The organism is Mesorhizobium sp. ES1-6 (assembly GCF_020164775.1).
Taxonomy (GTDB): domain Bacteria; phylum Pseudomonadota; class Alphaproteobacteria; order Rhizobiales; family Rhizobiaceae; genus Mesorhizobium.
In genome coordinates this window covers 130,998-157,364 of record NZ_JAIUGU010000012.1, presented here as the reverse complement: position 1 = coordinate 157,364, position 26,367 = coordinate 130,998, and the positions used below count along the sequence as shown (strand labels likewise).

Annotated in this window: 22 protein-coding genes and 1 other annotated feature; of the genes, 15 read left to right on the top strand and 7 right to left on the bottom strand. The window is 60.5% G+C overall.

The genetic code is table 11. The features are described 5' to 3' along the window. Positions 1–82 precede the first annotated feature (82 nt). From LB564_RS31675 to LB564_RS25205, 10 genes are all read left to right on the top strand, one after another. Positions 83–1,612 (top strand): amino acid ABC transporter permease/ATP-binding protein, encoded by a 1,530-nt coding sequence (locus LB564_RS31675; protein ID WP_318012851.1) that lies wholly within the window; start codon positions 83–85, stop codon positions 1,610–1,612. 66 nt (positions 1,613–1,678) lie between these two features. Next, complete coding sequence (locus LB564_RS25245) at positions 1,679–2,800, top strand: NAD(P)/FAD-dependent oxidoreductase (protein ID WP_140709622.1); 1,122 nt, start codon at positions 1,679–1,681, stop codon at positions 2,798–2,800. 172 nt (positions 2,801–2,972) lie between these two features. After that, entirely contained in the window at positions 2,973–3,995 is a 1,023-nt protein-coding gene (locus tag LB564_RS25240) for a LacI family DNA-binding transcriptional regulator (protein WP_140709620.1), read from the top strand. A gap of 190 nt (positions 3,996–4,185) precedes the next feature. Then, positions 4,186–5,199, top strand: coding sequence for an SIS domain-containing protein (locus LB564_RS25235; RefSeq protein WP_140709618.1), 1,014 nt, complete (start codon positions 4,186–4,188; stop codon positions 5,197–5,199). 37 nt (positions 5,200–5,236) lie between these two features. Further along, the gene (locus LB564_RS25230; protein WP_224541790.1) at positions 5,237–6,559 is read left to right on the top strand and encodes an ABC transporter substrate-binding protein; all 1,323 of its coding nucleotides are present in this window, start codon (positions 5,237–5,239) and stop codon (positions 6,557–6,559) included. Positions 6,560–6,602: 43 nt separating this feature from the next. Then, positions 6,603–7,523, top strand: a complete 921-nt coding sequence (locus LB564_RS25225; RefSeq protein ID WP_224541788.1) for a carbohydrate ABC transporter permease — start codon at positions 6,603–6,605, stop codon at positions 7,521–7,523. Positions 7,524–7,528: 5 nt separating this feature from the next. Next, entirely contained in the window at positions 7,529–8,380 is an 852-nt protein-coding gene (locus tag LB564_RS25220; protein WP_140709711.1) for a carbohydrate ABC transporter permease, read from the top strand. A 19-nt stretch (positions 8,381–8,399) separates the two neighbouring features. Beyond that, on the top strand, positions 8,400–9,254 hold the full coding sequence (locus LB564_RS25215; RefSeq protein WP_140709614.1) for a sugar phosphate isomerase/epimerase family protein: 855 nt from the start codon (positions 8,400–8,402) through the stop codon (positions 9,252–9,254). Further along, on the top strand, positions 9,251–10,117 hold the full coding sequence (locus tag LB564_RS25210) for a PfkB family carbohydrate kinase (protein WP_140709612.1): 867 nt from the start codon (positions 9,251–9,253) through the stop codon (positions 10,115–10,117). The genes LB564_RS25215 and LB564_RS25210 overlap by 4 nt, the downstream gene beginning before the upstream one ends. 97 nt (positions 10,118–10,214) lie before the next feature. Then, positions 10,215–11,570 carry an NAD(P)/FAD-dependent oxidoreductase gene (locus tag LB564_RS25205; protein ID WP_224541787.1) on the top strand — a complete coding sequence of 452 codons (1,356 nt, stop codon included), beginning with the start codon at positions 10,215–10,217 and terminating at the stop codon, positions 11,568–11,570. A 287-nt stretch (positions 11,571–11,857) separates the two neighbouring features. On the opposite strand, the gene LB564_RS25200 is transcribed toward LB564_RS25205, so the two are convergent. After that, the gene (locus tag LB564_RS25200) at positions 11,858–12,160 is read right to left on the bottom strand and encodes a hypothetical protein (RefSeq protein WP_140709608.1); all 303 of its coding nucleotides are present in this window, start codon (positions 12,158–12,160) and stop codon (positions 11,858–11,860) included. 273 nt (positions 12,161–12,433) lie between these two features. Between LB564_RS25200 and LB564_RS25195 the strand changes: the two genes are divergently transcribed. Together LB564_RS25195 and LB564_RS25190 are read left to right on the top strand one after the other, a co-directional pair. Further along, entirely contained in the window at positions 12,434–13,255 is an 822-nt protein-coding gene (locus tag LB564_RS25195) for a Ku protein (protein ID WP_224541784.1), read from the top strand. 506 nt (positions 13,256–13,761) lie between these two features. Next, positions 13,762–13,944: a hypothetical protein gene (locus LB564_RS25190; RefSeq protein ID WP_224541781.1), complete on the top strand. Its 183-nt coding sequence runs from the start codon at positions 13,762–13,764 to the stop codon at positions 13,942–13,944. A gap of 256 nt (positions 13,945–14,200) precedes the next feature. Here the strand turns inward: LB564_RS25190 and LB564_RS25185 are convergent, their stop codons facing one another. Both LB564_RS25185 and LB564_RS25180 read right to left on the bottom strand, forming a co-directional pair. Continuing rightward, positions 14,201–15,340, bottom strand: a complete 1,140-nt coding sequence (locus LB564_RS25185; RefSeq protein ID WP_224541779.1) for a helix-turn-helix transcriptional regulator — start codon at positions 15,338–15,340, stop codon at positions 14,201–14,203. Next, positions 15,333–15,704, bottom strand: coding sequence for a hypothetical protein (locus tag LB564_RS25180; RefSeq protein ID WP_224541777.1), 372 nt, complete (start codon positions 15,702–15,704; stop codon positions 15,333–15,335). The genes LB564_RS25185 and LB564_RS25180 overlap by 8 nt, the downstream gene beginning before the upstream one ends. Positions 15,705–16,384: 680 nt before the next feature. Between LB564_RS25180 and LB564_RS25175 the strand changes: the two genes are divergently transcribed. Further along, positions 16,385–19,813, top strand: a complete 3,429-nt coding sequence (locus LB564_RS25175) for an autotransporter domain-containing protein (RefSeq protein WP_224541776.1) — start codon at positions 16,385–16,387, stop codon at positions 19,811–19,813. Between the two features lie 363 nt (positions 19,814–20,176). On the opposite strand, the gene LB564_RS25170 is transcribed toward LB564_RS25175, so the two are convergent. Then, positions 20,177–21,667, bottom strand: a complete 1,491-nt coding sequence (locus tag LB564_RS25170; RefSeq protein ID WP_224541774.1) for a SulP family inorganic anion transporter — start codon at positions 21,665–21,667, stop codon at positions 20,177–20,179. Between the two features lie 70 nt (positions 21,668–21,737). After that, positions 21,738–21,793 (bottom strand) — a sequence feature (sul1 is cis-regulatory element that is thought to sense ions involved in sulfur or methionine metabolism; They are found in Alphaproteobacteria). Between the two features lie 1,366 nt (positions 21,794–23,159). On the opposite strand from LB564_RS25170, the gene LB564_RS25165 reads away from it, so the two are divergent. Both LB564_RS25165 and LB564_RS25160 read left to right on the top strand, forming a co-directional pair. Further along, complete coding sequence (locus tag LB564_RS25165; protein ID WP_224541772.1) at positions 23,160–23,489, top strand: hypothetical protein; 330 nt, start codon at positions 23,160–23,162, stop codon at positions 23,487–23,489. Between the two features lie 291 nt (positions 23,490–23,780). Next, on the top strand, positions 23,781–24,419 hold the full coding sequence (locus LB564_RS25160; protein WP_224541771.1) for a hypothetical protein: 639 nt from the start codon (positions 23,781–23,783) through the stop codon (positions 24,417–24,419). Positions 24,420–24,426: 7 nt separating this feature from the next. Here LB564_RS25160 and LB564_RS25155 read toward each other — a convergent pair whose 3' ends face one another. The 3 genes from LB564_RS25155 to LB564_RS25145 all read right to left on the bottom strand — a co-directional run bounded on the left by LB564_RS25155 (position 24,427) and on the right by LB564_RS25145 (position 26,138). Beyond that, positions 24,427–24,669 (bottom strand): DUF982 domain-containing protein, encoded by a 243-nt coding sequence (locus tag LB564_RS25155; protein WP_224541769.1) that lies wholly within the window; start codon positions 24,667–24,669, stop codon positions 24,427–24,429. Further along, entirely contained in the window at positions 24,633–24,866 is a 234-nt protein-coding gene (locus LB564_RS25150) for a hypothetical protein (RefSeq protein WP_224541767.1), read from the bottom strand. The genes LB564_RS25155 and LB564_RS25150 overlap by 37 nt, the downstream gene beginning before the upstream one ends. Positions 24,867–25,499: 633 nt before the next feature. Next, positions 25,500–26,138 carry a hypothetical protein gene (locus tag LB564_RS25145; RefSeq protein WP_224541847.1) on the bottom strand — a complete coding sequence of 213 codons (639 nt, stop codon included), beginning with the start codon at positions 26,136–26,138 and terminating at the stop codon, positions 25,500–25,502. Between the last annotated feature and the right edge of the window lie 229 nt (positions 26,139–26,367).

Sequence of the window (26,367 nt, the reverse complement as noted above, 5' to 3'; positions counted from 1 at the left end):
CGCCGATTCCCACCGACGGCTGGAACCTCGCGGGCCGCACGTCTATGAGTTCGGATGCTCAGCGCAATGAGAAGGGGATCGCATGAACTGGCTTGAGAACCTGCGTCGCAGTTTTCTCGACTGGCAGGCCATGGCTGACGTGCTGCCGAGCATGATTACCATCGGGTTGAAAAACACCCTGATCCTTGCGGCTGCTTCAACGGTGCTCGGCATCGCAATGGGCATGGTCCTGGCGATCATGGGCATTTCGCAATCGCGTTGGCTGCGCATTCCGGCCCGGATCTATACGGATGTCTTCCGGGGTCTTCCGGCTATCGTCACGATCCTGCTGATCGGCCAGGGCTTTGCTCGCATCGGCCGCGAAATCTTCGGCCCTTCGCCGTATCCGCTAGGCATTCTTGCGCTCAGCCTGATCGCTGGCGCTTATATCGGCGAGATCTTCCGGTCCGGCATCCAGAGCGTCGAGCGCGGCCAGATGGAAGCCTGCAGGGCGCTCAGCATGAGCTACGGCCAAGCCATGCGCCTGATCGTGGTCCCTCAAGGCATCAGGCGCGTCCTGCCGGCCCTGGTCAACCAGTTCATAGGCAATGTCAAAGATTCGAGCCTCGTCTATTTCCTCGGCCTGCTCGCATCGGAGCGCGAGATTTTCCGTGTCGGTCAGGACCAGGCGGTGGTCACCGGAAATCTGTCACCGTTGCTGCTGGCGGGCGTCTTCTATCTGGTCATAACCGTGCCGTTGACCCATGTGGTCAATCACATCGACAACCGGCTGCGGACTGGAAAGCAAAAAGCTGGCGCGGCCACAAGTGGCCTGGCCGAGGTGAGCGAACTGCAAGGCGCCGTCAGCGGTCGAACTTCAGAGGCAGGTTCGGTGCGTCCCCTGTTCAAGGGCGGCAGCCTCGTCGTCAGCAACCTGGATATGGCCTATGGGGAGCTCGACGTTCTCAAGAGCGTAAGCCTGACGGTCAGGCCGGGTACAGTCACCTGCATCATCGGTCCCTCGGGGTCAGGCAAGTCGACCCTTTTGCGTTGCATTAATCGTCTGGTCGAACCCAAGGGCGGCGAGGTGTTGCTCGATGGGGCGAGCATCTTGGCTATGAAACCCGAGAAGCTACGGCGGCGCGTCGGCATGGTGTTTCAGCAGTTCAATTTATTCCCGGATCACACCGCCCTTGAAAACGTCACACTATCACTGACCAAGGTCAGGGGCATTCCGGCGCAGGAAGCCGAACGCATCGCCGAGGCACGTCTTGCAGATGTCGGCCTTGCCGCGCGTAAACATCATCGCCCCGGCAGTCTTTCCGGCGGTCAGCAGCAGCGTGTGGCAATCGCCCGCGCGCTTGCAATGAATCCGGAGGTCATTTTGTTTGATGAAGTGACCAGCGCGCTTGATCCCGAACTGGTCAAAGGCGTCCTCAACCTGATGGCGGACCTCGGTCAGCGCGGCATGACGATGGTCGTCGTGACCCATGAAATGGGCTTTGCCCGCAAGGTCGCGGACCAAGTCATTTTCATGGACGAAGGCCGCGTCATTGAGGCCGGCCCACCGGCAGCGATTTTCGACACCCCCAAGAGCACGCGTCTAAAGCACTTCCTGGCCGAAGTGCTCTGAATTCGAAGAAGCCAGGACGACCCGGTCCGCTCCCACGATTCATTCTCCACAGCGAAAGAACCTTCCATGCCTACACACCTGGTCTCGAAAGTCGTCGTTGTCGGCGGCGGTATTTTCGGCGTCTCCTCCGCGCTTCATCTGTCGCGGCTCGGCATCCAAACCATCCTCGTCAATAACGGGCCGTTGGCCAGTGGAGCGTCCGGCCGCTCGCTCGCCTGGCTCAACTCCGCACGCATGCGCTCCGCTGAGTATCATCGGCTGCGTATGATCGGCATCGACCGGTACCGGACCTTGTCGGCAAAATACCCAGATGCTGCCTGGCTGCGTTTCGACGGTGGATTGACCTGGGATGCGGACGACGGCTCGAATGAAATCATGGGAGCTTTTGCCTATGAAAAGAGCCTCGGATATGACGCACGGCATTTGCGCCCAAGCGACATCCCTTCAGCCACGCCTGGCGTCGCGATAAACGCCGTCACGCCCCAGGGCGCGATCTTCAACCCGGGTGAGGGCTGGGTCGATCTGCCGACGTTGATCAAACTGCTAGTTGCGGAATTCGTGGAACGGGGCGGTCAGCTCGTCACCGACGCCGGGCGCGCAACGGTGACACTCTCGGCGGGGCGCGCCACTGGGGTCGCGACGGAGACTGGCGCCACGTTTGCCGCCGATGCGGTGCTTTTGGCCACGGGCAGCGAGGTGCCGCGTACGGTGGCGCAAACCGGCCAGCACATCCCCGACGGAACGCCGATCGCCTTGCTGGTCAGAACCAAGCCCGCGGCTCTGCCACTTCGGGCGGTCCTCAATACGCCGCGCGTTGCCGTTCGCCCGACGCCGGACGGAGCTCTCGCACTCGATTCCGCATGGTCCGAAGAAGAGGTAATCGTCAATTCCGACGGCACTTATGGCGTCAAGGCTTCGACCCTCCAGGGGCTCCTCGAAGAGGCCTCGAAGGTGCTTGAGGGCAATCCGAAGCTGGAGTTGGAGAGCTACGGCGTCGGCCCCAAGCCGATCCCGGGGGATGGCGAGCCTGTGCTCGGCCGGCTGAACGACGTTGAGGGATATTACGTCGCCTTCAGCCACAGTGGCGCGACGCTCGGGCTGATCGCCGGCGAACTGCTTGCAGGCGAGATCGCCACCGGAAATGAACACCCGTTGCTGGCCGATTTCCGGCCAGCCCGGTTTGCGTGAGGAAGCGCTCCGCAGCCTTGCCACCGTCCGTGCCCGCGAGCTCCGAAGGTCGGTAGCCGGCCGGAGTTCGGCACCTGTTGCAGCAAGGCACCAATATGCGGCACAAGAGCTGCTCAAAGCCCTGTCGAAGGGCGGCCTGCGCCAATGCCCAGGTCTTGGGAGCACAACGATCGTGGCGCAGAAAGGCATCACCCTGAAGGACGTTGCCGCCGCGGCCAACGTTTCGCGCGCCACGGCAGCGCGGGCGCTCAACAGCTATGGCTATGTTGGCGACGGGACGGCGTTGCGTGTGCTGGAAGCGGCCGAGAAACTGGGATATCGGGCCAATCTCGTCGCGCAGGCCTTGCGCAGCGGACAACTGCCGATCGTCGGCTTCATCCCCGGGGACATCCAGAACCCGTTCTTCGCGCGCATCGCCCATGATATCGAGGCGGAACTGCGCAGACATCGCCACAATCTTCTGATCGCCAGCAGCGAAGAGAACGTCGAACAGGAAAAGGATCTGCTCGAGAGCCTGCGCTCGCTCAGCATTCGCGGCTTCATTCTCGCACCGACCTCCGCGACGGACAGCCAGCATATCGTTCAGCTCGCACGTGAGGGCACGCCGGTCGTGCTGATCGATCGTGTCGTCAAGGAGGTGCACTGCGACAGCGTCATCGTCGATAACGAAGGCGGCGCGCGCGAGGCGGTGGACTATCTGGTCGCCAACGGTCACGAGCGTATCGGCTTGTTGCGGGACGAATCGCGCATCTTCACCGCGCAGGAGCGGTTTGCCGGGTACCAGAATTCGCTTGAATCGCACGGCATTGCCTTGGACGCCTCGCTGGTCAGTGTGTCGCGATCAACCGTGGAACACGCCATCGAAGCCACCATCCGGCTGTTCAGCCGCGGTGATCGCCCGACCGCCTTGTTCACAGTGGACAGCCTGATGACCCAAGGCGCGTTGCTCGGCCTGCGCTCGATGGGACTGTCGATCCCGCAGGATGTTTCGCTGGTGGGGTTCGACGATTTCAACCTCGCCACCTTCACCGATCCCCAGATTACCGTCATTGCGCAGCCCACATCCGAAATAGGGCCGCTCGCCGCCAAAATGCTGCTCGAACGTCTGGCGGGCAAGAAGCTGGCCCCGCGCCACACGCGCTTCCCGACGCGTCTCATTGTTCGCGGCTCGGTCTCGCGGCTGCACCGGCGCTGATCGCCCGATCCAGTAGGCTCTTCCGCGAAGTCGTCCGACGAGGGGACTTGCCAACCTCTGCAATGCGTGCGTTAAATATGTGAGATCGATCTCACAATCAGCCGGATCGATGATGGCCGTGGCGACCTACCGGCGGCGCACCTGCAACGAACGGACGCCCTGCCGGAGCGAAAATACGAGGAAGACCTGCATGCTCAACTTTGACAAAGACCGCTTCATCAAGATCCAGAGCGGAGCCGTCTCCTTCGCCGAGGAGGCGAGGGCGCTCATGCACCGGCTGCTCGGCGAGGGCGTCGAGCGGCTCTATTTCATGGGGACCGGCGGCGTGCAGCTTCTGACCCTTCCGGCGATCGAGCTGGCCGAGCGCCGTACGAACTTTCCGGTGCGGGGAGAATATCCGGCGCAGGTCGTGCTTGATCCGCCGGCCGGGCTGGACCGGAAGTCGCTCGTGGTCATTCCCTCGCTGTCGGGCACGACCAGGGAAAGCGTGCAGCTGCTTTCCTTCCTGAAGCAGAAAGGCGTGCGCACGCTCTCGCTCACCGGCCATTCCGACACGCCACTTGCCAGGGAAGCCGATTTCACCTTCACGAACTTCGCGGAGGACGACACCTCTTCGGAATCCTTCTATCTGCAGTCGCTGCTGATTGTGCTGGCACTGCTGGCCGAGCGCGGCGAGTACGAGGACTTCGACGCCACGGTGGCCGAGCTCAAAAGACTGCCTGACCTGCTGGCTGGGGCAAAGGCGGCCTACGAAGACAGCGCGGCAAAACTCGCCGACACGATCAAGAACGAAACCTATCACATCTTCACCGGCGCCGGCTCCGTCTGGCCGCAAGCCTATTATTACGGCATGTGCATTCTGGAAGAGATGCAGTGGATCAGGACCAGACCGGTCCATGCCGCCGACTTCTTCCACGGCACGCTGGAGCTGGTCGAACCGGGTGTGAGCGTATTCCTCTTCAAGGGGGAAGATGCCAGCCGTCCGCTGGGTGATCGCGTCGAAAATTTCATCAAGCGTTACACCGACAAGGTGCACGTTCTCGATGCCGCGTCGGTTGAACTGCCCGGTATCTCGCCTGCTGTTCGCAAGCTCATCTCGCCGATCGTGCTTGCGACGTTGCTGGAACGCGTAAGCGCGCATTTGGAAGTGTTGCGCAATCACCCGCTGACGACGCGCCGCTACTACAAGCGCGTCGAATACTGATCACCTCACCTCACAAAAACGAAGAAGGGAACTGATCATGAAATATTCAACACAGGCGGCAATCGCCGCGCTGGCCGCGGCATCGGCACTGGGCCTGACAGTGGGACCAGGTGTCGGCGCCGAGGCGGTCCAGGCCGATTCGAACGCAAAGGTCGATTACCAGGGAACGCTGTCGGTCCTGACGAAGTTCGGCGCGCAGCAGCTGGCGCCCTACTTCGTCGGCGTCGCCCAGGATTATGAGAAGCTTCATCCCGGCGTGAAAGTCGAACTCATCCAGGAAAGCGACGACAGCGTCAAGGACAAGACCAAAACGCTTGTCGCGTCGAACTCGCTCCCGGACATCTACTTTTCCTGGACCGGCAGCTGGGGCGGAAACTTCGTGCGCGGCCATCGCGCCGTCGACCTGACCCCGGTCATCGGCCCCGATACCGAGTGGGGCAAGACACTGACACCGGCGGCCGTTCAGGCCTTCATGTACAACGGCGAATACTACGGCATTCCGCTCTATCTCGACGCAAAATTCATGGGCTACAACAAGCAGGCTTTCTCCAAGCTCGGCCTGAGCGCGCCCAAGACCTTCGAGGAGCTCCTGTCCTCCTGCGAGACGATCCGGAAATCGGGCATGACGCCGATCTCTTTCGGCAACAAGGAAGCCTGGCCGGCAATCCACTATGTGGGGCAGCTGCTCGCCTACGACGTCCCGCAGGCGGTACTCGAGAAGGATTTCGACCCGGGCACGGCGGAGTATAGCGACCCGGGCTATGTCGCCGCGCTCACCCAATACAAGCAGATCATCGACAGTTGCACGGATGGCGGCGCCTCGGTGAACGGCACCTCATATTCGTCGGCCATCCAGACCTTCAGCAACACGAAATCGGCCATGTACTACCAGGAGATCATCGAGTTCGATCAGAGCGCGTCGGCGGATTCCGCTTTGAAAGTGTCCGATCTGGGCTTCTTCACGCTGCCTGCGCCGAATGGCGCAAAAGGCGACGTGAAAGCGATCGAAGGCGCGCCGGAAGGCTACATGATCAGCTCTGCCTCCAAAAACATCCCGCTGGCGATCGACTTCATGAAATTCGTTACGTCCAGGCAGAATGGCCAGGTGCTCTCGGCCCCACCCTATGGGCAGCCCAGCGCGACCATCGGCGGGGCTTCGGAAGCCAACATGAACCCTTCGGTGGTGGCCGGCCTCAAGGAGATCGCCTCCGCTTCCTACCTGATGCCATGGCTGGACACGGTGAACCCGCCGCGCGTGGCCTCCGCGTGGCTTTCCAGCCTCCAGGCGCTCACCGGCGGCTCCATGACGCCTGAGCAGGTGATGGAGCAGGTCAAGCAGGCCGCCGCGTCGTCGAAATAGGCCGATGGCGAATCCCGGTCTGGCCAGAATGGAAGGCGCTCCCTTGAGCAACGCCGCGGGCGAGCCGGCGGCGAAAGCCGGCCGGCCGTTCCGCCACTGGAGCTCGCTCCGCTGGGTCGCCGGCGCCGTGATCCTGGTCGGTTGGTTCGTCTATTACCCGATCGTCGACAACTTTATCGTCAGCACCACCGACGAGGATATCTTTACCGGCGAGACCACGAATATCGGCCTCGCCAATTATGAGCGGCTGCTGCATGACCCGGTCGTCTGGGTGGCGCTGTGGAACAACACGCTCTACGCCCTGATCTCGATCATCTTTCAAGTTGGTGGTGCCTTCGTCCTGGCGGCGCTGATCGAGGGGCTGGGCAGCGAGCGGCAAAGGCGCTTCTGGCGTGCGATTTATTTCATCCCTTCCGCGATCTCGATCACCGTAACCGGTCTCCTGTTCTATTTCATCTACCAGCCGGATATCGGGCTCTTGAATGCCGGCCTCAGGCGCATTGGTCTGGAACAGCTCATCCAACCCTGGCTCGGCAGCGAGCATACGGCGATCTACGCGATCATCGCGATGAGCCAATGGCAGGGCTTCGGTTACTCGACGCTCCTGTTTGCGATCGCCATTCAGAAAATTCCGCGCGATCTCTATGATGCCGCCGTCATGGACGGAGCCGGGCCGCTACGCAGGCTGTGGAGCGTGACGCTGCCGCTGACCCGCGAGATGACCGGCCTGATGATCATCGTCACCATCACCGGCGCGTTCCAGGTGTTCAACGAGGTCATGGTCATGACCGCCGGCGGGCCCAATAATCGCAGCCAGGTGCTTGGCACATGGCTTTACCAGCAGGGCTTCATTCAAAACAATTTCGGCTACGGCGCCGCGATCGCCGCCGTGATCTTCGCCGTGACCATGATCACCGGAGCGGCCCAGCTTTGGTACACCAGGCGCCGGAGGGTCGAGCTGTGACGGTGATGGCGGCCAGCGGGCGGACCGCGCGCCCGACCTTCGGGAGCGCTCTTGCGAAAGCCTTTCTGTACTCGTTCCTGATCTGTCTCGGCATCGTCGTGCTTTATCCGCTGGTCTGGATGGCGCTCAACGGCTTCAAGGACAATGGGCAGATCTTCGGCGACCCGTTCGCGCTGCCGTCGCGGTGGACCTGGGGCAATTATGTGCAGGCCTGGAACCGGGGCGTCCGCGACTATCTGGTCTCGAGCCTGCTGGTGACCGTCGCTTCAGCGATCTGCACGGTGCTGATCAGCGCCTGGACCGCCTACGGGCTGACGCGAACGCCAATGCCCGGCAAGCCGCTTGTCGTCGGCCTGGTCCTTGGCGGCCTCATGCTCAGTCCGACCGTGGCGCTGATTCCGCTGGTGCGGATGCTGCAGGCGATCGGCCTCTACAACACCTACTGGGCGCTGATCATCCTCTACACGGCGTTCCGGATTCCGTTCAGCACCTTCCTGATCCGCGCCTACATGCTTGGGCTGCCGAAGGATCTCGACGAGGCGGCCCGCATCGACGGCGCCAGCGAGGGGCAGATCTTCTGGCGTATCACCCTGCCGCTGTGCCAGCCGATCATCATCTCCTGCATCATCCTCCACGTTCTATTCGCCTGGAACGAGTATTTGTTCGCGATGGTCTTCACTAACGGATCGGCGGTGCAGACGCTGCCCGTCGGCCTCACCTCGCTGATGTCCAAGAACGGCACCAATTACGGCGTCGTCTTCGCGGCGATGACGATCTCGGCCCTGCCGATCGTCCTGCTTTTCTTCGCCGCACAGCGGTACTTCATCCGCGGCCTCTCCGAAGGCATCGGCAAATAAATCACCCGGAAGGACATCAATGCCGCTTTTCAAGGTCGACCAGCTGATTGGGGCCAACTTCGCCTTCCAGCATTACGCGTTCGATCGCGTTGCAGAGATCCTTCGCGGCTTCGGCTTCAAGAAGATCGAGCTTTGGGGCATCGCGCCGCATCTCGACCTGTTCCATGCGACCGACGCGCATGTTCGATCGGTTCGCGAGATACTTGCGCAGAACGGCCTGACGGTCTGGTGCTTCACGCCCGAGCAGGTGATCTATCCGATCAACATCGCGTCGGGCGACGGCGCATACCGCCGCGACAGCGTCAAGCGGTTCTGCCGCGCGGCGGACATATGCGCCGAACTCGGCGCTCGATATTTGTTCCTGACGTCCGGGCGTGGATATGAACACGACCCGCCGCAAGAGGCGTGGGCACGGTCGGCCCAGTCGCTTGCGGAGATCGCCGCCTATGCGTCCTCGCTCGGCGTGCGCTGCCTGCTCGAGCCGCTGCAACGCGTCGAAACCAACGTCGTCACCAATGCGGCGGGCCTGCGCGAAATGCTCGACCAGATCGGCGCCGACACCATGGATGTGGTCCTGGACACGGTCGGCATGGCCACTGCCGGCGATACCGTGGCCGACTATGTCAGGCTGTTCGGGCCGCGCCTGGCACATGTCCAGATCGTCGACGGGCTGCCGGCGGGGCATCTTGTCTGGGGCGACGGCAAGCTTCCGATCGGCCAGTATCTCGACGACCTCGCTGCGTCGGGCTATCGGGGGAAACTGACCTTCGAGCCGTTCGGAAATGGCTCCTATGCTCTGGACCCGGTCGCGGCGTGGACACGCAATCTCAAGGCCATCGAGCCCCACGTGACGCGGGCGCCGACAGCAGCATGACCGGAGGAGCACCGCCCAATCTGGTCGCCGTCGGGGACAACTGCCTCGACGTCTATCTCAACAAGGACCTCCTGACCGTGGGCGGGAACGCCCTCAACGTTGCCGTTCAATGGCGCCGCAATGGCTGGAGCGCACGCTATTTCGGCGCCGTTGGCGATGATCCTGAAGGCGAGATAACGCTCCGCGAGATCGAGACCGCCGGGCTGTCCCGCAAAGATGTCGAGATGATCTCCGGCGACACGGCGGTGACCTTGCTGCGCGACCAGTCGGGCGACCGTACTTTCCTGTTCGAATCCTTCGGCGTCGGCGAGAACTACATGCCCGCGCCGCACAACTGGCGGGTCATATCGAAAGCCGACTGGGTGCATCTGGGCACCAATGCCAACAAGGATCTCGTGCGCCGCCTGGTTCGCGAGCATGTGCCGTTCAGTGTCGACGTCTCGACCGCGCATCTGGCCTTGCCGCTGCAAGGCGTGCCTCTCGTCTTCGCCTCCGGTCCAGACGAACCGAGCGTGCCGTCCGAGCCCGTCATCGCCGCGCTGCGGTCGGCTGGTGCGCGCCAGGTCGTGCTTACCTGCGGCAGCCGGGGCGCCTACTTCTGCGACAGCCAAGGCATTCGCCACGCCGAGGCCTCGCCGACCGCCGTCGTCGACACCTGTGGGGCTGGCGACAGCTTCATCGCCACCTTCATCACCGCGTTCTGTTTCGCGGGTCTCGACGCCGACGGAGCCATGCGAAAAGCCTCTTTCGAGGCCAGCAGGACCTGCACGCATCTGGGTGGCTTTCCGCAGGCGCCGCGTCCGATCCCAGACTGGCTGCCGCTGAAATATGCCGACGTGATCAATCGCGAGACGAGGGTCTGACATGGCCACTTTACGGATGAGACAGCCGGCAGTCGCGGCGCCAGCCGATCGGTCATTCTGGCTGCAGGACATCGCCGCTGCCCCGGCGACGCAACCCTTGGTCGGCGGCGAGCGGGCCGACGTGGTGATCGTCGGTGGCGGCTATACTGGGCTGTGGACGGCGTTGCGGATCCGCGATCTGGCTCCCGAGACCCGCGTCATGGTGCTTGAGGCGGATCACTGCGGCTCCGGCGCATCCGGGCGCAATGGCGGACAGGTGCATTCCTGGTTCGCCGAACTCGATCAGATCAGCGCCGTAGTCGGCGAGGAGGAGGGGCGGGCGCTTTGCGCCGATAGCGTCGATGCCATCGCAGAGTTGGGGAAACTTCAGCGCGACGGGACGATCGATATGGATCTTCGTCTCGACGGCTGGCTTTGGACGGCCAGTTCCTCCGCCCAGGAGGGAGCCTGGAACCGCGCTGTCGCGATGACCGAGGCGGCCGGGGCCAGTCGCTTCCGGCAGCTGACCGGCGAGGAGATCAAGCAGCGGACCGGGTCTTCCGCATCCTATACCGGCGTTGTCGAGCCGAATGCCGGGACGGTCCATCCAGCCAAGCTGGCCACCGGGCTGCGCGAACTGGCGATCGCTCGCGGCGTGGTCGTCCATGAGCGCAGTCCCGTCACCGAAATCGTGCCCGAAAGGACCTGCCTGGTCCGGACTGCGCAGGGCGAAGTGCGTGCCGAGACGGTCGTGCTGGCGGCGAATGCGTGGTTGTCGGCGCTGCCCGAACTTCGACGGCATCTTTACGTGGTCGCAAGCCAGGTGGTCGCGACCGCGGAAATCCCTCACCTGCTCGACCGGATCGGCTGGCGCGACGGAGCCTCCATCTGCGACTCGCAGCGCCAGGTCCTCTACTACCAGCGCACCGCGAAGGGACGGGTGGTCTTCGGCCGCGGCAGCGGCAACATCGCCTATGCCGGCAATTTCGGCCAGAGCTTCAACCGCAGCCCAGAACACGGACGGGAAAACATCCGCGAACTGGGCCGCGTCTACCCCGAACTGCAAGGGGTGCCGATCGACTATGATTGGGCAGGCCCGATCGACTGTGTGCCGGAGCATGTTCCGGTCTTCGATCGGTTGAAGGGTCATCCCAACATCGTCTTCGGCATGGGATATAACGGGACCGGCATTGCCCAGACCCCGATCGGCGGCCGCATCCTGGCCAGCCTTGTGCTGGAGCGGAAGGATCGCTGGAGCGGCAGTGGGCTGGTGGGGCTCGATCGGCGCAAGAGCATGCCGCCAGAACCATTCCGCTATATCGGCGCCAAGCTTGTGCGCGCCGCGGTCGCGCGCCGAAACGACGCCGAGATCCGCGATGAGAAGCCCGGGATGCTGACCAAGTTACTTTCGGAATGCGCGCCGGGAGGCGACAAGCCCGTTTGCCTGCACCGTCATCGCCGCTCGCACGAATAGTCGCGCTGCGCGAGCAACTTGCGGCTGATGCGGCAGAGCCTGGGGACTGCGGGACGCCGTCATCGGCGTTCGGCGCGGCGCCCACGGCACAAAGCAGGAGCCATTTCGGCCACCGCGGCTGACCGGTCGAGGTGTTGGGCGCGAGCGTAAGACGTGTTTGGCCGCGTAATCCCATGCTGGGCAAAGCCAATAATGTGGGAGCCGGTGGCTGCTCTGTTTCATAGGCGACGTGCTGAGCAAACTAAGGTTGTCGGACCGTTGACGGCCCTGGAAAGCTGTACCGGAGCCTACGTCAGCTCATAGTAAAAATCACAGATCAGGTCCGCGACCTTTACAGCTTCAAAGTCCGTCATGTGGGCGGTCGTCTCGATGGCGACCGTTTCCATGTTGTCCTGGTCGGCAGCCAGAAGGTCCAAAATCTTGGCAAATTTGAATTTGAGCTCCCGGTCACCGTCGAATTCATCGAGCGTGACATGCAAAACGTTCAGGTTTGCATTTATCAATCGTGTCTGGATGGGGTCGGATGATGCGGCCAGGGTGCGAACTGCTGCGAAAAAATGCTCGCGCGCATTGGCGTATTTGTCGTCCATTTTCGCAAACCTTATGGTCAGTTGATGCGCCCTGGACGTGGGCGAGAGGTCGGGCTTTACGCTCTGGCTCGAACTGAGTCAAATTACCGGCAAGGCGGTTTAACGCCGTTCCATGGATAAGCTGGCTACCAGCTAGCATTTCCTGGTGAAAGTCACCAATCTCGCAAAACCGGCGCGACGGCACGATAGAGGAGCGGAGCATGGTCCTGGTGCTGCGACGGAACGGGTGTCGACTTCGTGTGTTCTTACTCACAACAGGCACGGAGCAAGGTTATGGTGGCACCTCGGGCGGTTTGGAAAGGTTTCCTGAAGGTGGGGTCGGTTTCGTGCGGCGTGAAGATTGTGGGTGCAACCAGCGAGGCCTCCAAAATCCATTTCAAGATTTTGAACCGTCAGGACGGGTTGCCCGTCAAAAGCGCGTATCTCGACGAAGAGACCGGCGACGTCGTCGAGAGCGAGGATCAGGTCAAGGGCTATGAGGTCGACAAGAACCATTTCATCAGGGTCGAGCCCGATGAGATCAAGAAACTCAAGCTGACATCGGCCCACACGCTCGAGGTGGATTCATTTGTCGCAATTGAGGACGTCGACACCCGGTATCTGGAAAAGCCCTATTATCTGATCCCGGCGGACGGCGCCTCGCTGGAAGCCTCTTGCGTTCTTCGTGACGCGATGGCGAACAAGCGCGTGGCCGCGCGCTCTTGCGTGGTGCTTTACCAGCGGGGCCGCGAGGTGTTGATCCAACCCTTCGAGAAGGGAATGCTGCTGACCGAACTGCGCACGCACAACGAGATGACCTCGGAGAAGGAGGTGTTTAATGGCTTGGAAAGCCCCAAATACGACGCGGACCTTCTTGAGATCGCCGGCCTGTTGATCGACAAGAAAGTCACCAAGTTCGACCCGTCGCAGTTTGAAGACACATATGAGGATGCGTTGATCGCCATGATCGACGCCAAGCGCAAAGGCAAAGCACCGCCTAAGCCGGCGCCGGCGCCGAAAGAGAACGTCATCGACTTGGCTTCGGTGCTTCGCAAGAGCCTTGCCAAGGAAGGCATCAAGGGCGGAACTAAATCCCGGGGCCGAAAGTCGGCGTAGCGGTCGTACCTGATATTCGCTCTGGTTGCCGTACAACCCCGCAGGCTCGCGACGGCACCGGGGTCCGCTGCCGGCAGACGAGATCCGCGTCGACGACCCGGCTCCATCATGCGCCCGCTGGGCATCGCATGGTATGCGTTCCTGCCATTCGGATCAAAAAGGCGGCCGGTGTTCAACTTCCGCTCGGAAGGCGCCAAGCCCCTACATAGCAATCGCTGTCCATTTGTCCGGGCCCTTTCGGCGGAGACTGTGCGGCTCAAGCCTGACATGGCAGCGCCTACGAAGCTCATCGATATCGAAGCTGAAAGCGCAGGTCTCCTGTCGCCATGCTGGCCGCGAACAAAATAAGAACAAAGGAGCCTTGACGAGGCAGGAAGATGTTCCTTATTCGTGGGAGCGTATGAGCAGGAGAGCCTTACTGCCAAGGCGCCAAAACGGCCGGGCGGCGGCGAGGCTATGGCCGAAGAGGGACCGGAAATCCCACAGGAGCCAAGAGGATGTCCAAAATGCACGACCTGATCGCGTTCTTCCAAACGAATGCAGCATTGGTCATCGGCAACCCCGTAGCGTTCGCTACCTTCTGTTGTTCGGAAGCGGAGGATTTGTCGCCGGTCGATACTTTTTTACCGAGCGCATCGCGAACTTGGAAAGCCGCATCACCAGGCGCGATGAAGAAATCGAAGCGCTGAAAACAGGAAGTAGGAAAAAGGCTGAAGAGCCGTCGCTCATCCCAATAAAAGGCACTTCGGCGATTGGGAACGATGCACCGGCGCTGTTGGGAAAATGGCCGGACCGGCGCCAACCAGGAAAACTGTCTTCGCCACCACGGCAACGACGTGGCTAACAATCAGGGTGGTTAGCGCTCGGTCGGCCGGTTTGACCAACCTTCAACCAGCAAGAAACCATGTCCCACATCGTGAGAGTGCCCGCCGTGAAAATCGGTTGCTACCGGCCGCGCCCGCTAAGCGGTTCCGTGCTCTTGAGCAGTGCGACCAGTTCACTCTGCTGACGGGTGCGGGTCTTGGAAAAAATCCGTTCGAGATAGGTCCGACAAGTCTTGACGGTGATCTTCGAGCTTGCAGCGGCTTCTTTCAGCGTCCGCCCCGACGCCAATGCGGCGGCAAGTCGGGCCTCGGCCGAAGTTAGATCGAACAGACCGCGGACATGCTTCTCGAAGCCATCGGCAATGCGGCGGGCGACCTCTGAGACCATGATCACCGCGCAACGCTCCGACGCCAGGCCATAGGCGCGGGCATCGACAAATGGCGCGACCGACAGCACCAGCCGCGACATCTCGGAGCGCTTGTGATCCGACGGAACAATCAGCGTTCCTCCGGTTCCTGGAATGGCACCATCCCGCAACGAGCAGGCATCCGCGACCAGCCGCTGAAGCTCCTGCGCATCCCTAGGATTTGAGGCGACGATCATGCCGCCATGCAGCCTCAGGGAGCTGTCGGGCCGCGCCAGTATCGCCTCTGCGGCTTCGTTCATCTGCGCGATTTGCCGGTGGCCGTTCACCAGAAACACGCCGAAGGGCAGGTGCGAGAACGCCGATGCCAAGGCCGACGTGTTCTCCAGACTCCGGCTGATCTGCCCGGCGCGCAGCATATGCGGCACGATCTTCTGCAACAGGTCGATCTCGGTATTGTCGAACGCTTCGTGCCTTGAGCCGCGATGGATATCGAGAAGCCAATGCGCACCGTTGGAGGCGAGGAGGTTACAGACCAGCCCTTGATACATGTCGCGCGGCCTCATCCAGTCTTGCCAGAGTTCGCGTCGGCGGAACGCTGTCTCATCGGGTGCGGGCGGCCAACGATTGACCGTGCCGAGCGACAAGGCGGCTGACGCCGCAGCCAGGGGATCGCGAAGCATGGCTTCGATGCCATTTTGCGACTGGAATTCGGGATCCAGGTCGGATGCGACCGCGTCGAGCGTTTCCGGACTGACGCGCACAATGCAGGAGCGCGAACCGCCGAACAGGTCGCGCATGCCGGTTATCGCGTCGAACCAGCGTTCCTGATCGTAGGCGGCCTCATAGATCTGGCCTACGACAGCGGAAACCGTTTCGATGGTGACGTCAGCCATGATGTCTTCCATTCACCATGTCGCGCGGCCTGTACCATTCTTGCCAGAACTCACGGCGCCGGAACCCGGCTCCGTCTCTCCTTAGGCGTGAGCGATCATAGATCTTGGCTACCGGCTGCGCGACCGCGACCGCGCTGATGGGGTCGCGCATGGGCGCGGCGGTTGCCTCGGAAGAACACATCTCAGGATCATGAACAGCCGCCATCGCGCCGCAAGCCTGTTGGTCTAGCCGCACGATGCAGCTTCTTGACTTCTTGAAAGTTAGCGCAGCCCGGCGACCGCATCGAACCCGTTCCTGATCGTAGGCAGCTTCATAGATTTGGCCGACAACGGCGGAGACCGTTTCGATGGTCGTGAATGCCATGATCAATCCATTACTGTATGCGGACCGATGAAACCTTGCACACGAAAGCTCACGTGCAAGTTGCGTCATCGCTAAACAAGTCGATAGTCACACCCAAGCCTGCAGCATCAATATTAGAATGGATAAATATGTGCCCTCACGGTAACAGTCTGTTCTAGCTGCGTGCCAATAGCCGAAGAACTATTGTCATATGCCGATTGTTCGGACAAGGGCCTTGTCCAGAGTCTCCGCCGCATCGGTAATTCGACCTTGGGGTATACTGGAGCGTACCCAAGGGCACAGCAGGCTGTGGGTAGCATCGGCTCTGAATCGAGCTTTGTGTTCGCCCATTCCCAGATGCCCTCCAGCCAGGAAAGCAACAAAACTTTGGCGCAGCCGGTTGGACGCGCTGCCGGACATGCAGTCAAGGGCAACATGGCTTCCATTCGGGGCGATGCACCTTGGGCTCACAACGTTGCAGACTGCCGTCACTGGTACGCCTCGTTAATTAAGCAAAAACAAATGTGTCTCCCTAATGTAACAGTCCGGTCCCTGCAAGCCGCCATCAGGCCACAAACCGACTACCGTCGTCATATGACGATAGGAAAGCCGACCGCATTCGATCAGCCATGGACGCTGAGATTACCGACGGTCGCTTCGGCTCCTGCCGACACGATTGTCGAAATGAGCGGGGGCAGGACATGAAATTCAGCAGCAGTATCAGCCGCTATCGCAATCGTTTGCTTGTGAGCACGGCGATGGCCGGCGCAACGCTTCTCGGCTGTGGCGAAAATTCGTTTGCCGACTGCACGGATGCGGCGCCGTCCAATTATGTCTGCTCCGGCGCCAACACGACTGGCCAGATCGTTCCCGACACGATCACCTTCCCGCTCGACATTAGCGACGCGCCTGGCCTTCTCGCTTTGCCGGCCAGTCCGTCGGTCACAACCGACCCAACTTTCAGCGTCAATACCAGCGATCCCTTCGCATTGGGCATATTGGGAAGTGGCGTGGTCAGCTACACCGATGCCAATCCCTCGGCATTGACGTCGACGACGGGCGTCGGCCTGGGCGTCGTTTCGCTGGTTCCAGTTCCGCAGTTCACCCCGCCTTATTTCAGCCTCGGGCCGAACCCCGGCGGCGCGGTCACCATCGACACAAACGGGCGCCTGACCGGCGCCCTGATCGGCCTTGCTGCGATCAACACCGGCGATGGCGCGACAGATATCAACGCAACCGGTGACATCACAGCGACGGGCTCCGATGGCTATGGCGTCGTGGTCTATTCGCAAGGCGGCGGCTCCACGATCTCCACCGGAAAGGTGACGGGCGGCACCAGCGGCATCTACACCATCAATCAAGGCCTGACGGCGGATCTCAGCGTGACCGCGACCGGCGATATCACGGCCACCGGCGCGGACGGATACGGCATCTATGCAATCAATGGTGGGCCACAGCTTGATGTACCCAACACGATCCTGAACGGCTCGGTGACATTTGTTGCCGGTCCGCCCCTCAATGCAGGCAAAGATCTGACAGTACAGGCTCAAGGCGCGGTCACCGGCGGCAAGGTCGGCATCTATGCCGAAAACGACGGCACTGGGGACACCAGCGTCACCGCGACAGGTGTGGTGACAGGCACCGGAGCCGGCAGCTACGGCGTCCATGTCGTAAATGGCACCACCGCGAACGACCTGACCGTGAACGTGGCAGGCGTGACGGCTGAGATCATCGGCATCGTTGCCGACAATCAGGGCAGCGGCGACACCAGCGTCACGGCAACGGGACCGGTCACCGGGCGCCTGGCCACCGGCATCGCCATCGGCAATCGTGCGACAGGTAAGGATGTGACGCTGAACGCCGACGCCGTGACAGGGGCTTACATCGGCATCTCAGCTTCCAATCTCGGCACTGGCGCGACAAACATCACCACCAGCGGTCCTGTGAAGACGTTCGGTTTTGCGGGTATTCAAGCACTCACGAGTACCACCACCACGGGCGACCTGACGCTCGATGCCATGGCCGTGGACGGCGGCAATTTCGGCGTCTACGCAGAGAACAAGGGCAGTGGCGCAACAAAGATTACCACCAAGGGCGATGTGCTGGGGGCCGACATAGGCATACTGGCCGTCAACGGGGGCATCGCCACGTTCAGTTCCACGGATGGCTCGCTTGCCTCCGTCGCAGGCGGCCTTGCCTCCACCGATCTGACAGTCGATGCGAGGGCGGTCAGTGGCGGCCGCTATGGCGTCTATGCCTACAATGGCGGAACCGACGGAACACGCACGACCAGCGTCAAGACGTCAGGCACCGTAGAAGGCAGCGTGGCCGCGATCAGGGTGGAATCGCTCTCCGGCCAGGCAATCGACATCACCACCAGCGGCGTGGTGCGCAACGCTTCGCAACTGTCGAGCGATGTGGCGGTCACCACCACGGGCGGCCCGGTAACGCTGACCAACAATGGCGGCATCACCGGGAAGATCAATTTCGACGGCGGCGGCGTCATGTTTAACAACAATGCGACGTGGAACACCGCTGGCGCCGGCAATGTCTTCGGCGGCGCCGAGATGATCAATGCTGCCGGGGTCGATATCATCGCCGCCGCCATCGGCGGCACGACAACGACGGCGACCGTCCTCGACGGATTGGTCAAATTCACCAATAAGGGCCGCTTGATGATGGCCAACGGCATTGCCGGCGATTTCACCAGGCAAAATGACGGCGATGCGATCTTCGAGGCTGGCTCGGTGCTGGCCGTCGACATCAGCGGCGCAGGCCAGGCTGACCGGTTTCTCACGACAGGCACAGCTGATCTGAGCGGTGCGACGCTGGCTGTCAGCGCAAACGGCGTCGGCGTCGGCCAATTCAGAGTGCTGACCGCCGATAGCGGCCTTGGCGGGACGGAGTTCGCCTCGGTCACCGGCATTACAAGCACCGCCTTTTTGTCCGTGACCGACACCTATGATGCCAACAACGCCTACCTCAATGTGATCAAGGTGCGCGACTTTGCCGATGCCGGTCAGACGCGCAACCAGATCGCTACGGGCGAAGGGCTAGACAGCCTGACCAGCGGGACCCTATTCAACGCCGTCGCCGGACTTGCCACCGACGCGGAAGCCCGCGCCGCCTTTGACCAGCTTTCCGGCGAGATTCACGCTTCGGCCAACGGCATGCTGGTCGAGGACAGCCGCTTCGTTCGAGATGCAGCCACCAGCCGTATCCGCACCGCTTTCGGCGATACGACCGCGGCAACATTGCCTGTCATGGCTTATGGCGAAGGCGGACCCGAAATGGTGGCCGCCGACACCGACCGTTTTGCGGTGTGGGGCCAGGGGTTCGGCTCCTGGGGCACGACCGTTTCCGACGGCAACGCCGCCGCTTTCGATCGTTCGACGGGGGGCCTACTGGCGGGCACCGACACGCTGGTGGGCGGCTGGCGTGTCGGTCTGCTCGGCGGCTACAGCCATTCCAATTTCGATGCCGACGATCGCAATTCCTCCGGGGACGCCGACAACTACCATCTCGGTCTCTATGGCGGCACCAACTGGGGCGCCATCGCCTTCCGCACCGGCGCGGCCTATAGCTGGAGCAGCCTGTCGACAAAACGCTCGGTCGGCTTCAACGGTCTTGCCGATCAACTCTCGGCCGACTACGACGCCGGCACCGCGCAGATCTTCGGCGAATTCGCCTACAAGACCGACGCCAGCCAGTTCAAGTTCGAGCCCTTCGCCAATCTTGCCTATGTCCGCGTTCACACGGACGGCTTCATGGAAGAGGGCGGTGCGGCGGCGCTGACCAGCAGCAGTTCGACCACCGATGCGACCTTCACCACGCTCGGCCTGCGCGGTTCGACGAATTTTGCGCTTGGGACCATCAATGCGACAGCGCGCGGCATGCTCGGCTGGCAGCACGCCTTCGGCGACACCAAACCGCTGTCCACCCTCGCCTTTGCCGGCAGCGATACCTTCACCATTGCCGGTGTGCCGATCGCCAGGGATGCCGCTGTGATTGAAGCCGGCTTCGACCTGAAGATGGCGGCCAATGCGACGCTCGGCCTGTCCTATTCGGGCCAGTTCGGCGGCGGATCCAGCGACAACGGCGCCAGGGTGAATCTCGGCGTGAAGTTCTGACGGCGCAAGGCCACTGGCAACTCCAACGCCTTGGAGAGCGGGACTTCAGAGGTGGTTCGACACTTCCGATGAGGACCTGACCGTTGCTGAACAGCATGCACAAAACGCTCAGCGAGATTGTGACCCGCGCTTGAAGCTCGGAGAACCAACACGCCAACCTTCGGCCGAAGAACGTCGGCGTATTTTTCAGAAATCCACGAAGCCGATCTTCGCTTCCGGCCCCAAAGAAGACATGGCTGCTTTGCGCCTATTGCTGCATGCAACAGACATGGCTGCTTTGCGCCTATTGCTGCATGCAACAGACATTCCCGGTCGATCCGTCGGGAGACGTTTCTTACGCCGATTGCCGACGCCAGGGTCTTCCTATTGGCCACCAGCTGCTGGCACTCCAACCTCACCGACTGCTTGATCCTGTCCATAACGCTCAACCAAGGTTGCACTTGCGGCGTTCAAGCCAACGACTTCAACCTTATGTCCGCGCCGGCGCGCTTTCAGTACAACGCGGTCAAGGGCACTGACCGCCGAGATATCCCAGAAATGAGCGGCACTAACATCGATCACGATCTTTTCGACCGGCTCCAGGACATTCATCGAGTCGGCAAATGTCCCTGCCGAGGCAAAAAATATCTGGCCCTCGACGACGTAAGTTCTCACGCGACCGTCCATTGAGAGCATTGAGGTTACCCGGCTGAGCCGAGAAACCTTGCCCGCGAAAAACACGCCAGAAAGCAGGACCCCGATCAGTACGCCAATCGAAAGGTCGCCCGTGGTCACAACGGCAACAACCGTTGCCAGCATGACGATGGACGACGGCCAAGGATTTGTGCGCAGCCTGCCGACCGAAGCCCACGAGAAGGTGTTGATCGAAACCATTATCATTACTGCCGTCAACGCAGCGACAGGCACGACAGCGAGTATGTCTTGGAGGAGGACGAGCAGCACAAGGAGAAATGCACCGGCCACGAACGTGGACAATCGGCCGCGTCCGCCAGACGAGACATTAATGACCGACTGACCGATCATCGCGCACCCCCCCATTCCGCCGAACAGAGCGGAGGCAATATTCGCAACGCCTTGACCTGCACACTCCCGACTTTTGTCGCTGGCAGTGTCAGTCATGTCATCGACGATCTGAGCTGTAAGCAATGATTCCAGCAGTCCAACCGCAGCCAAGGTCAGCGCGATTGGCAGCAGGATGCGAAGGGTATCAATCGTCAGCGGCACCTGTGGGACACCGAAGGTCGGCAAGGTTGTCGGCAACTGGCCGAGATCAGCAACCGTTCGCACGTCCAGCTTGAAGACCAGGCTGACGCCAGTCAGCACGACGATGGCCACAAGCGGCGATGGCACGGCTCTTGTCAGCCGCGGGAAGAGATAGATGATCGCCAGACCAAAAACGATCAACGCATAGGTGGTCATCGTCACATGCGTCAGCTGTGGCATTTGCGCTAGAAAGATGAGGATCGCCAGGGCGTTTACGAAACCGGTCATGACGGATTGCGACACGAAGCGCATCACGCGTCCGAGTCTAAGCAGACCGGCAATGATCTGCACCACCCCCATCAAAATGGTGGCTGCGAATAGGTATTGCACACCATGGTCTCGGACGAGTGGGCCCATGAGAACAGCAGTGGCGGCAGTCGCGGCGGATATCATGGCTGGTCGTCCACCTACGAAGGCGATAACCGACGCGATGACGACCGAAGCGTACAGTCCGATCTTCGGATCCACGCCTGCGATGACGGAAAACCCTATCGCTTCGGGTATCAGCGCAAGCGCAACCACGATGCCTGACAGCAAGTCGGCGCGGATGTTGGAAAACCAGTCACGGCGGACGGTGTCAGAAAAGACCATGATGAGGAAGTCCCGCAGAAACGTATGATCTGTCGCCTGCCCGGCGGCTGATTGACTATCGTTTCAGTTGCGTGGTCCGGCGGATCGGCGGCCGGAAGAGCCACCCGGATTTTCACCGGGTCCAGTCGAATGATCGGCTTATAGCGGAGTTCTTTTGCAACGCAATCCCGTTTCCATTCAGACCGTGTATATGCCCTTGGCCATTCGTGGATTGGGCTTGAGAGCACGAGCTTGCTGAAAGCTGTCGATCCGCTGAGCGGCGGCACTGGGCTATGCCCACCAAGCGCAGGTCCTAGCTAACTTGCTCAAGGCAATCGGTCTGGAGAAGGTTCTCCGCGACGTCACGCTAGACCTCAGCCGCTATATCCAAGAGCGCAGCAGTCATGTCGTGGACCACGTGGGCGGTGGATTGGATATGGACCGGGGTGGTGGTCAGAGCGGTACCTATCCTTCACCTCAGGCACAAATTGACAATCCATCATCGACAGACGCTGAGATCATTGACGACGATCGCAACGGGACCACCGGTCCTGCATAATGGGACGGACGCGAACCGCACAGAGAGCGGCTTGACGCCGTTCGCAGCATCGTAACAGCGGGCAACCCGTCCCGCGCGCTCTCAGCCGCAAGCTCAGATCGGAACTGATTACGGCTCTGTGGGTTGTTTTATGTGCGAAGATCGCACCATCTCTCGCAACACCAAGCCCGGCGCCTGCTGTGTCCTCCGCATGCGTCGGGCTTCATCATTTCTGGCACCCTGGCGCCCGACGGGGGATTACGCTCCACCAGGGCATGGTTTGAAGCCGGGCCATCCAATCACGGTTCCAAAACGAGAAAGCGCCCCCGGATTGCTCCGGTGACGCTCCCTATTAGAAGAAGATTGAGAGGATAGCCGCGATACCAAAAAGGCAGAGCGCGACGTTCACCTTCACTTCTACGGAGACCTTGGGTTCATTGGAAATCCCTCGGCCCGTGGCCAAGGAACCAAAAGGTAGCAGCGGCAGCCGATCTACAGCTTATGGCAGAAAAAGAGACGTTTTCTCGCGCCGAGCTTTTGGTCACGATGAAAGGCGCCACGAAGTTTTATAGCGCCCAATATGGCAGGCAATTTGACTAAGACATTGAAGATGATCGTCGGGACAAAATTCAATCAAATTGGAAACGATCAATATTCCTTAACTTAACGGGAAGTTGGAAGCCGCACTTGCTTGATCCAAACGGTCTGAAAGAGTGGCTGCATCGCAAGCTTGACCGACTGGATAAGCTGCTTTTGGTCCTCGCTACGTTTGACCAGCCAACAGACCTGACGGGCATCCGCGCCCGAGCATCCGAGGCTGGATTCAAAATCCCACAAGTCTGGAACGTGTCAAATATCTTGGGCCGCAGCAACGGACTGGCTATCCGTGTTCCGCTTGGTTGGTAAATCACGGACTCGGGAAAGAGCCATCTGAGGAACTTGGGCGTGACAAGCCTAAGCCCAGCGGCTGTCCAGGTGGCGACTGACCTTCGAGCGCATCTCGACAAAATCTCCAACCCCAATACGCGGGCATTTGCGGAAGAAGCGATCAAGTGCCATGAAGCACAGTTGTATCGGTCTGCTATCGTCATGTCGTGGATAGCCGCTGTCGACATCCTTTACCGCGAAGTGATAGCCAAACACCTCGCAGCGTTTAACGCTGAGGCCCAGAGAGTCGATTCGAAGTGGAAACCGGCGGTCAATGAAGATGGCCTGACTCGCATGAAAGAAGCGGATTTTCTCAACAGGCTTGCATCCATTAATGTCATCGGAAAAATCGAAAAGATGAGCTGCTCAAGGCCTTGAAGCTGCGAAACGGTTGCGGCCATCCGAACAGCTTGAAGGTCGGACCGAATATGGTGGCGGGTCACCTAGAAATGCTGTTGCTGAATGTATTCGAGGAATACGGCTCGTAGGGCCGAGACCGTTAGAGCTTCACAGCCTGTTATCTAAACGTTTGTCGCTTCAATGCCTGTGGCCGTATATCGGCATGAAGGATCCGCCAAGTTTCTTGCCACCGCATTGGAGCAGCGTAGTGATTGATTCGATGAAGATAATTCGTGAGTCAGATTGGCCAAAAATCAAAGGCCAGCACAAATGAGCAGCGTCCAGATCGTGTTCGCCGTTCTTGGTTTGCTGACGACAATTGCAATTGCGCCGCTGATTAAAAAGTACTTCTTTGATTCTCGTTTGAGGTTGCGCGCGGAAGTTAGAATTTCACCCGCCAAATCGAGCCAACTGGTCTCAAAAATTGTCGCCGACTATCTGAGAAACACTCTTTCCTATGAAGAGGACCACACTGCTGAACGCAGCGCGCTTTTGAGCTACGCGAGCATCAAATCTCATACATCGCTCCGCTTGCGAAACGTCAGCAAAAAGAAGCTAACCAATGTCAGCGTGATGGTGGCGGATCTGCATGCGGTATATCAGATTGATAACGACCAGGAGTTGCTGGAAGTTAAAACAGGTAAGCCACTGTTGATAGGCGACATAGCGCCGGCCCACGAGCGAATTGTGCATTTTTGGTCGCTGTGGGATTATTCGAGTTCTCATTTTGGAGCATCGATGAAAACCCGCTTTCGCATGTCGGCGGATGAGTTGGACGCGACGAGCATTCGGTTCCCACTACCTATGTACCTAAAAACTCGTATCATGGGTTTATTCTTTAGGTACCTGAGTATCGTAGGGTGGGGAATGTTTGCGGTGATCATGTTGACCAAAGCTCTTTGGAAGTAGCGAAGCTTTAGGTTTCGAGCAGGACGCCCGCTTCCTTGGCTGCGAGACGGAACAGCCGCCGGGCCTCTTGTGGTGTCGCTTGATCAGCTAGGCAGGCCATGCAGGCGCGGACTGCTTTGTCCCAGTGAGGGCCGCGTTTGCTCCATTTCAGTAATTCCGCAGCGGCGCCCTCGACGTTGGAGCAGTGGTAAGTCGAACCTTGCTCACCCGTTGTCACAGGGACTGCAGGGCTAAACCATCTGAGTGCCATCGGGGAGGTTCCTCGTGGAGGCTGGCTTCTGCGTGTTCCAGCCGCTCAAGGAGTTCTTTGAACCTATTCGGGATAGTTTCGTCAACGTGGAATATCGGCAGGGTTGCGGTATAGCGCTTCACAGCTTTGGAGCCAATCTGACGCTTTACAATGGCAGCAACCGACACCTGCCGACTCGTACTGTTGCGAACGTTCATGATCACATTGTCCCGATGTGCCCCGACCCGGGAACCGCTGGGCTGGCGAATCGTTCCAAAATTAAACCGACATTGTGGCAAGGACCGAATTGCGCCCTATTGTTGCTAATGGCGTCGATGGTGGCGCGAGGAGTCCCTCCCTCTCGCTACCCGCCGTCACCAAGGGCTGGTGGAGAGCGTCTCAATCCGCCGGCCCTTTTTGCTGCTCAAAAATAAGGCCGATCAGGGAGCCGACCGGCCTTTCAGTTCGCAGGGCCTGGGGTGGCAGCAGCCGACCCTGCGGATCTCTATCAAGCCGATCTCAATTAGCTTCGCAAGGTATCCATCAGATGAATCAGGATCAGCAGCCGCTTCCTGAAGCCTAGGGCTGCGAATAGCTGCGAGGCAACGGACAACTGCGTTCGCGAGGGCTTTTCCTCAGAGGGGCGGCTGCGATGGGCTAGATCAGCATCGATTTCCGCAAGGGGTTGCCGGACGTACGAGACCAAGGGCGTGTCTCCAACAAAGAACCCGATTTGCTTTAGCCATCAAACAACAGTGCAGAAGCCCGCCTTTAAGACGGGCTTCCCGACCGGCCGGAGGCGGGAGAGTGCGGCCAAAGCCTCGCGGCTGGTTCCGCAGTCCCCTTCAGCCTCAGCGGCGTGCTATCAGCAAGCAGAGCTGGCGCAGGTCGCTATCATAAGCCCCTTCGCTGCTGAGGACGTCGGCGCAGCGCTTCTTCATGCGCATCACCTGCGAATTCGACATCTGAGCCACTGCACCTGGAATGCTTCGGCTCGAGAGGGTGCTCGGGTTCGCAGGACTGCTGGGAACCGTTCCGTTGCCAATACCCACGCCGACACCAACGCCGCTTGTGCGGCCGACATTGACGCCAAGCCCCGCGTTAATGCCGCCCGTTCCACCAACATTGGCACCGAGCCCGGCGTCGACGCCGCCTGAACCACCGATGTTAGCCCCGGCTCCTGCATTGACGCCATTGCTGCCGCCGACCGAAGCGCCGAGCCCGGCGCTGACGCCATTCGAACCGCCTACATTGGCCCCAGCACCGGCGTTCACGCCGCCCGCACCGCCAATCGATGCGCCAGCCCCGGCGCCGATGCCGCCCGATCCGCCGATAGAGGCACCGGCTCCGGCATTGACGCCGCCGCTTCCGCCGACGGAGGCACCAGCACCGACGCCGATCCCTCCGGCAGCCGTTGCCGGAAGCGACAAGGCGATAATGAATGCGCTGCTAGCCAGAGTTTTGGCGAAGGTTTTGACGAAAGAATTCATGACACTCTCCTGTTGCTTTGCACCAGCCGCAAGTTGGCTGTGTAATTGCAACTACCCGGTGAGCTTCTTGGGGGCGAGATAGGATGGTTTACTTCTGAACAAGGCTTCGAAAAGCTTAAAGCGGCCCTTAAAATTGATCCAGATGAAAAGGCGCGAAGCGCTGCAGGGTCAGAACGGCTCCAACATTAACAGAGTGGCAACGCCGGATGCCTATGCTCATGAGGAGAAA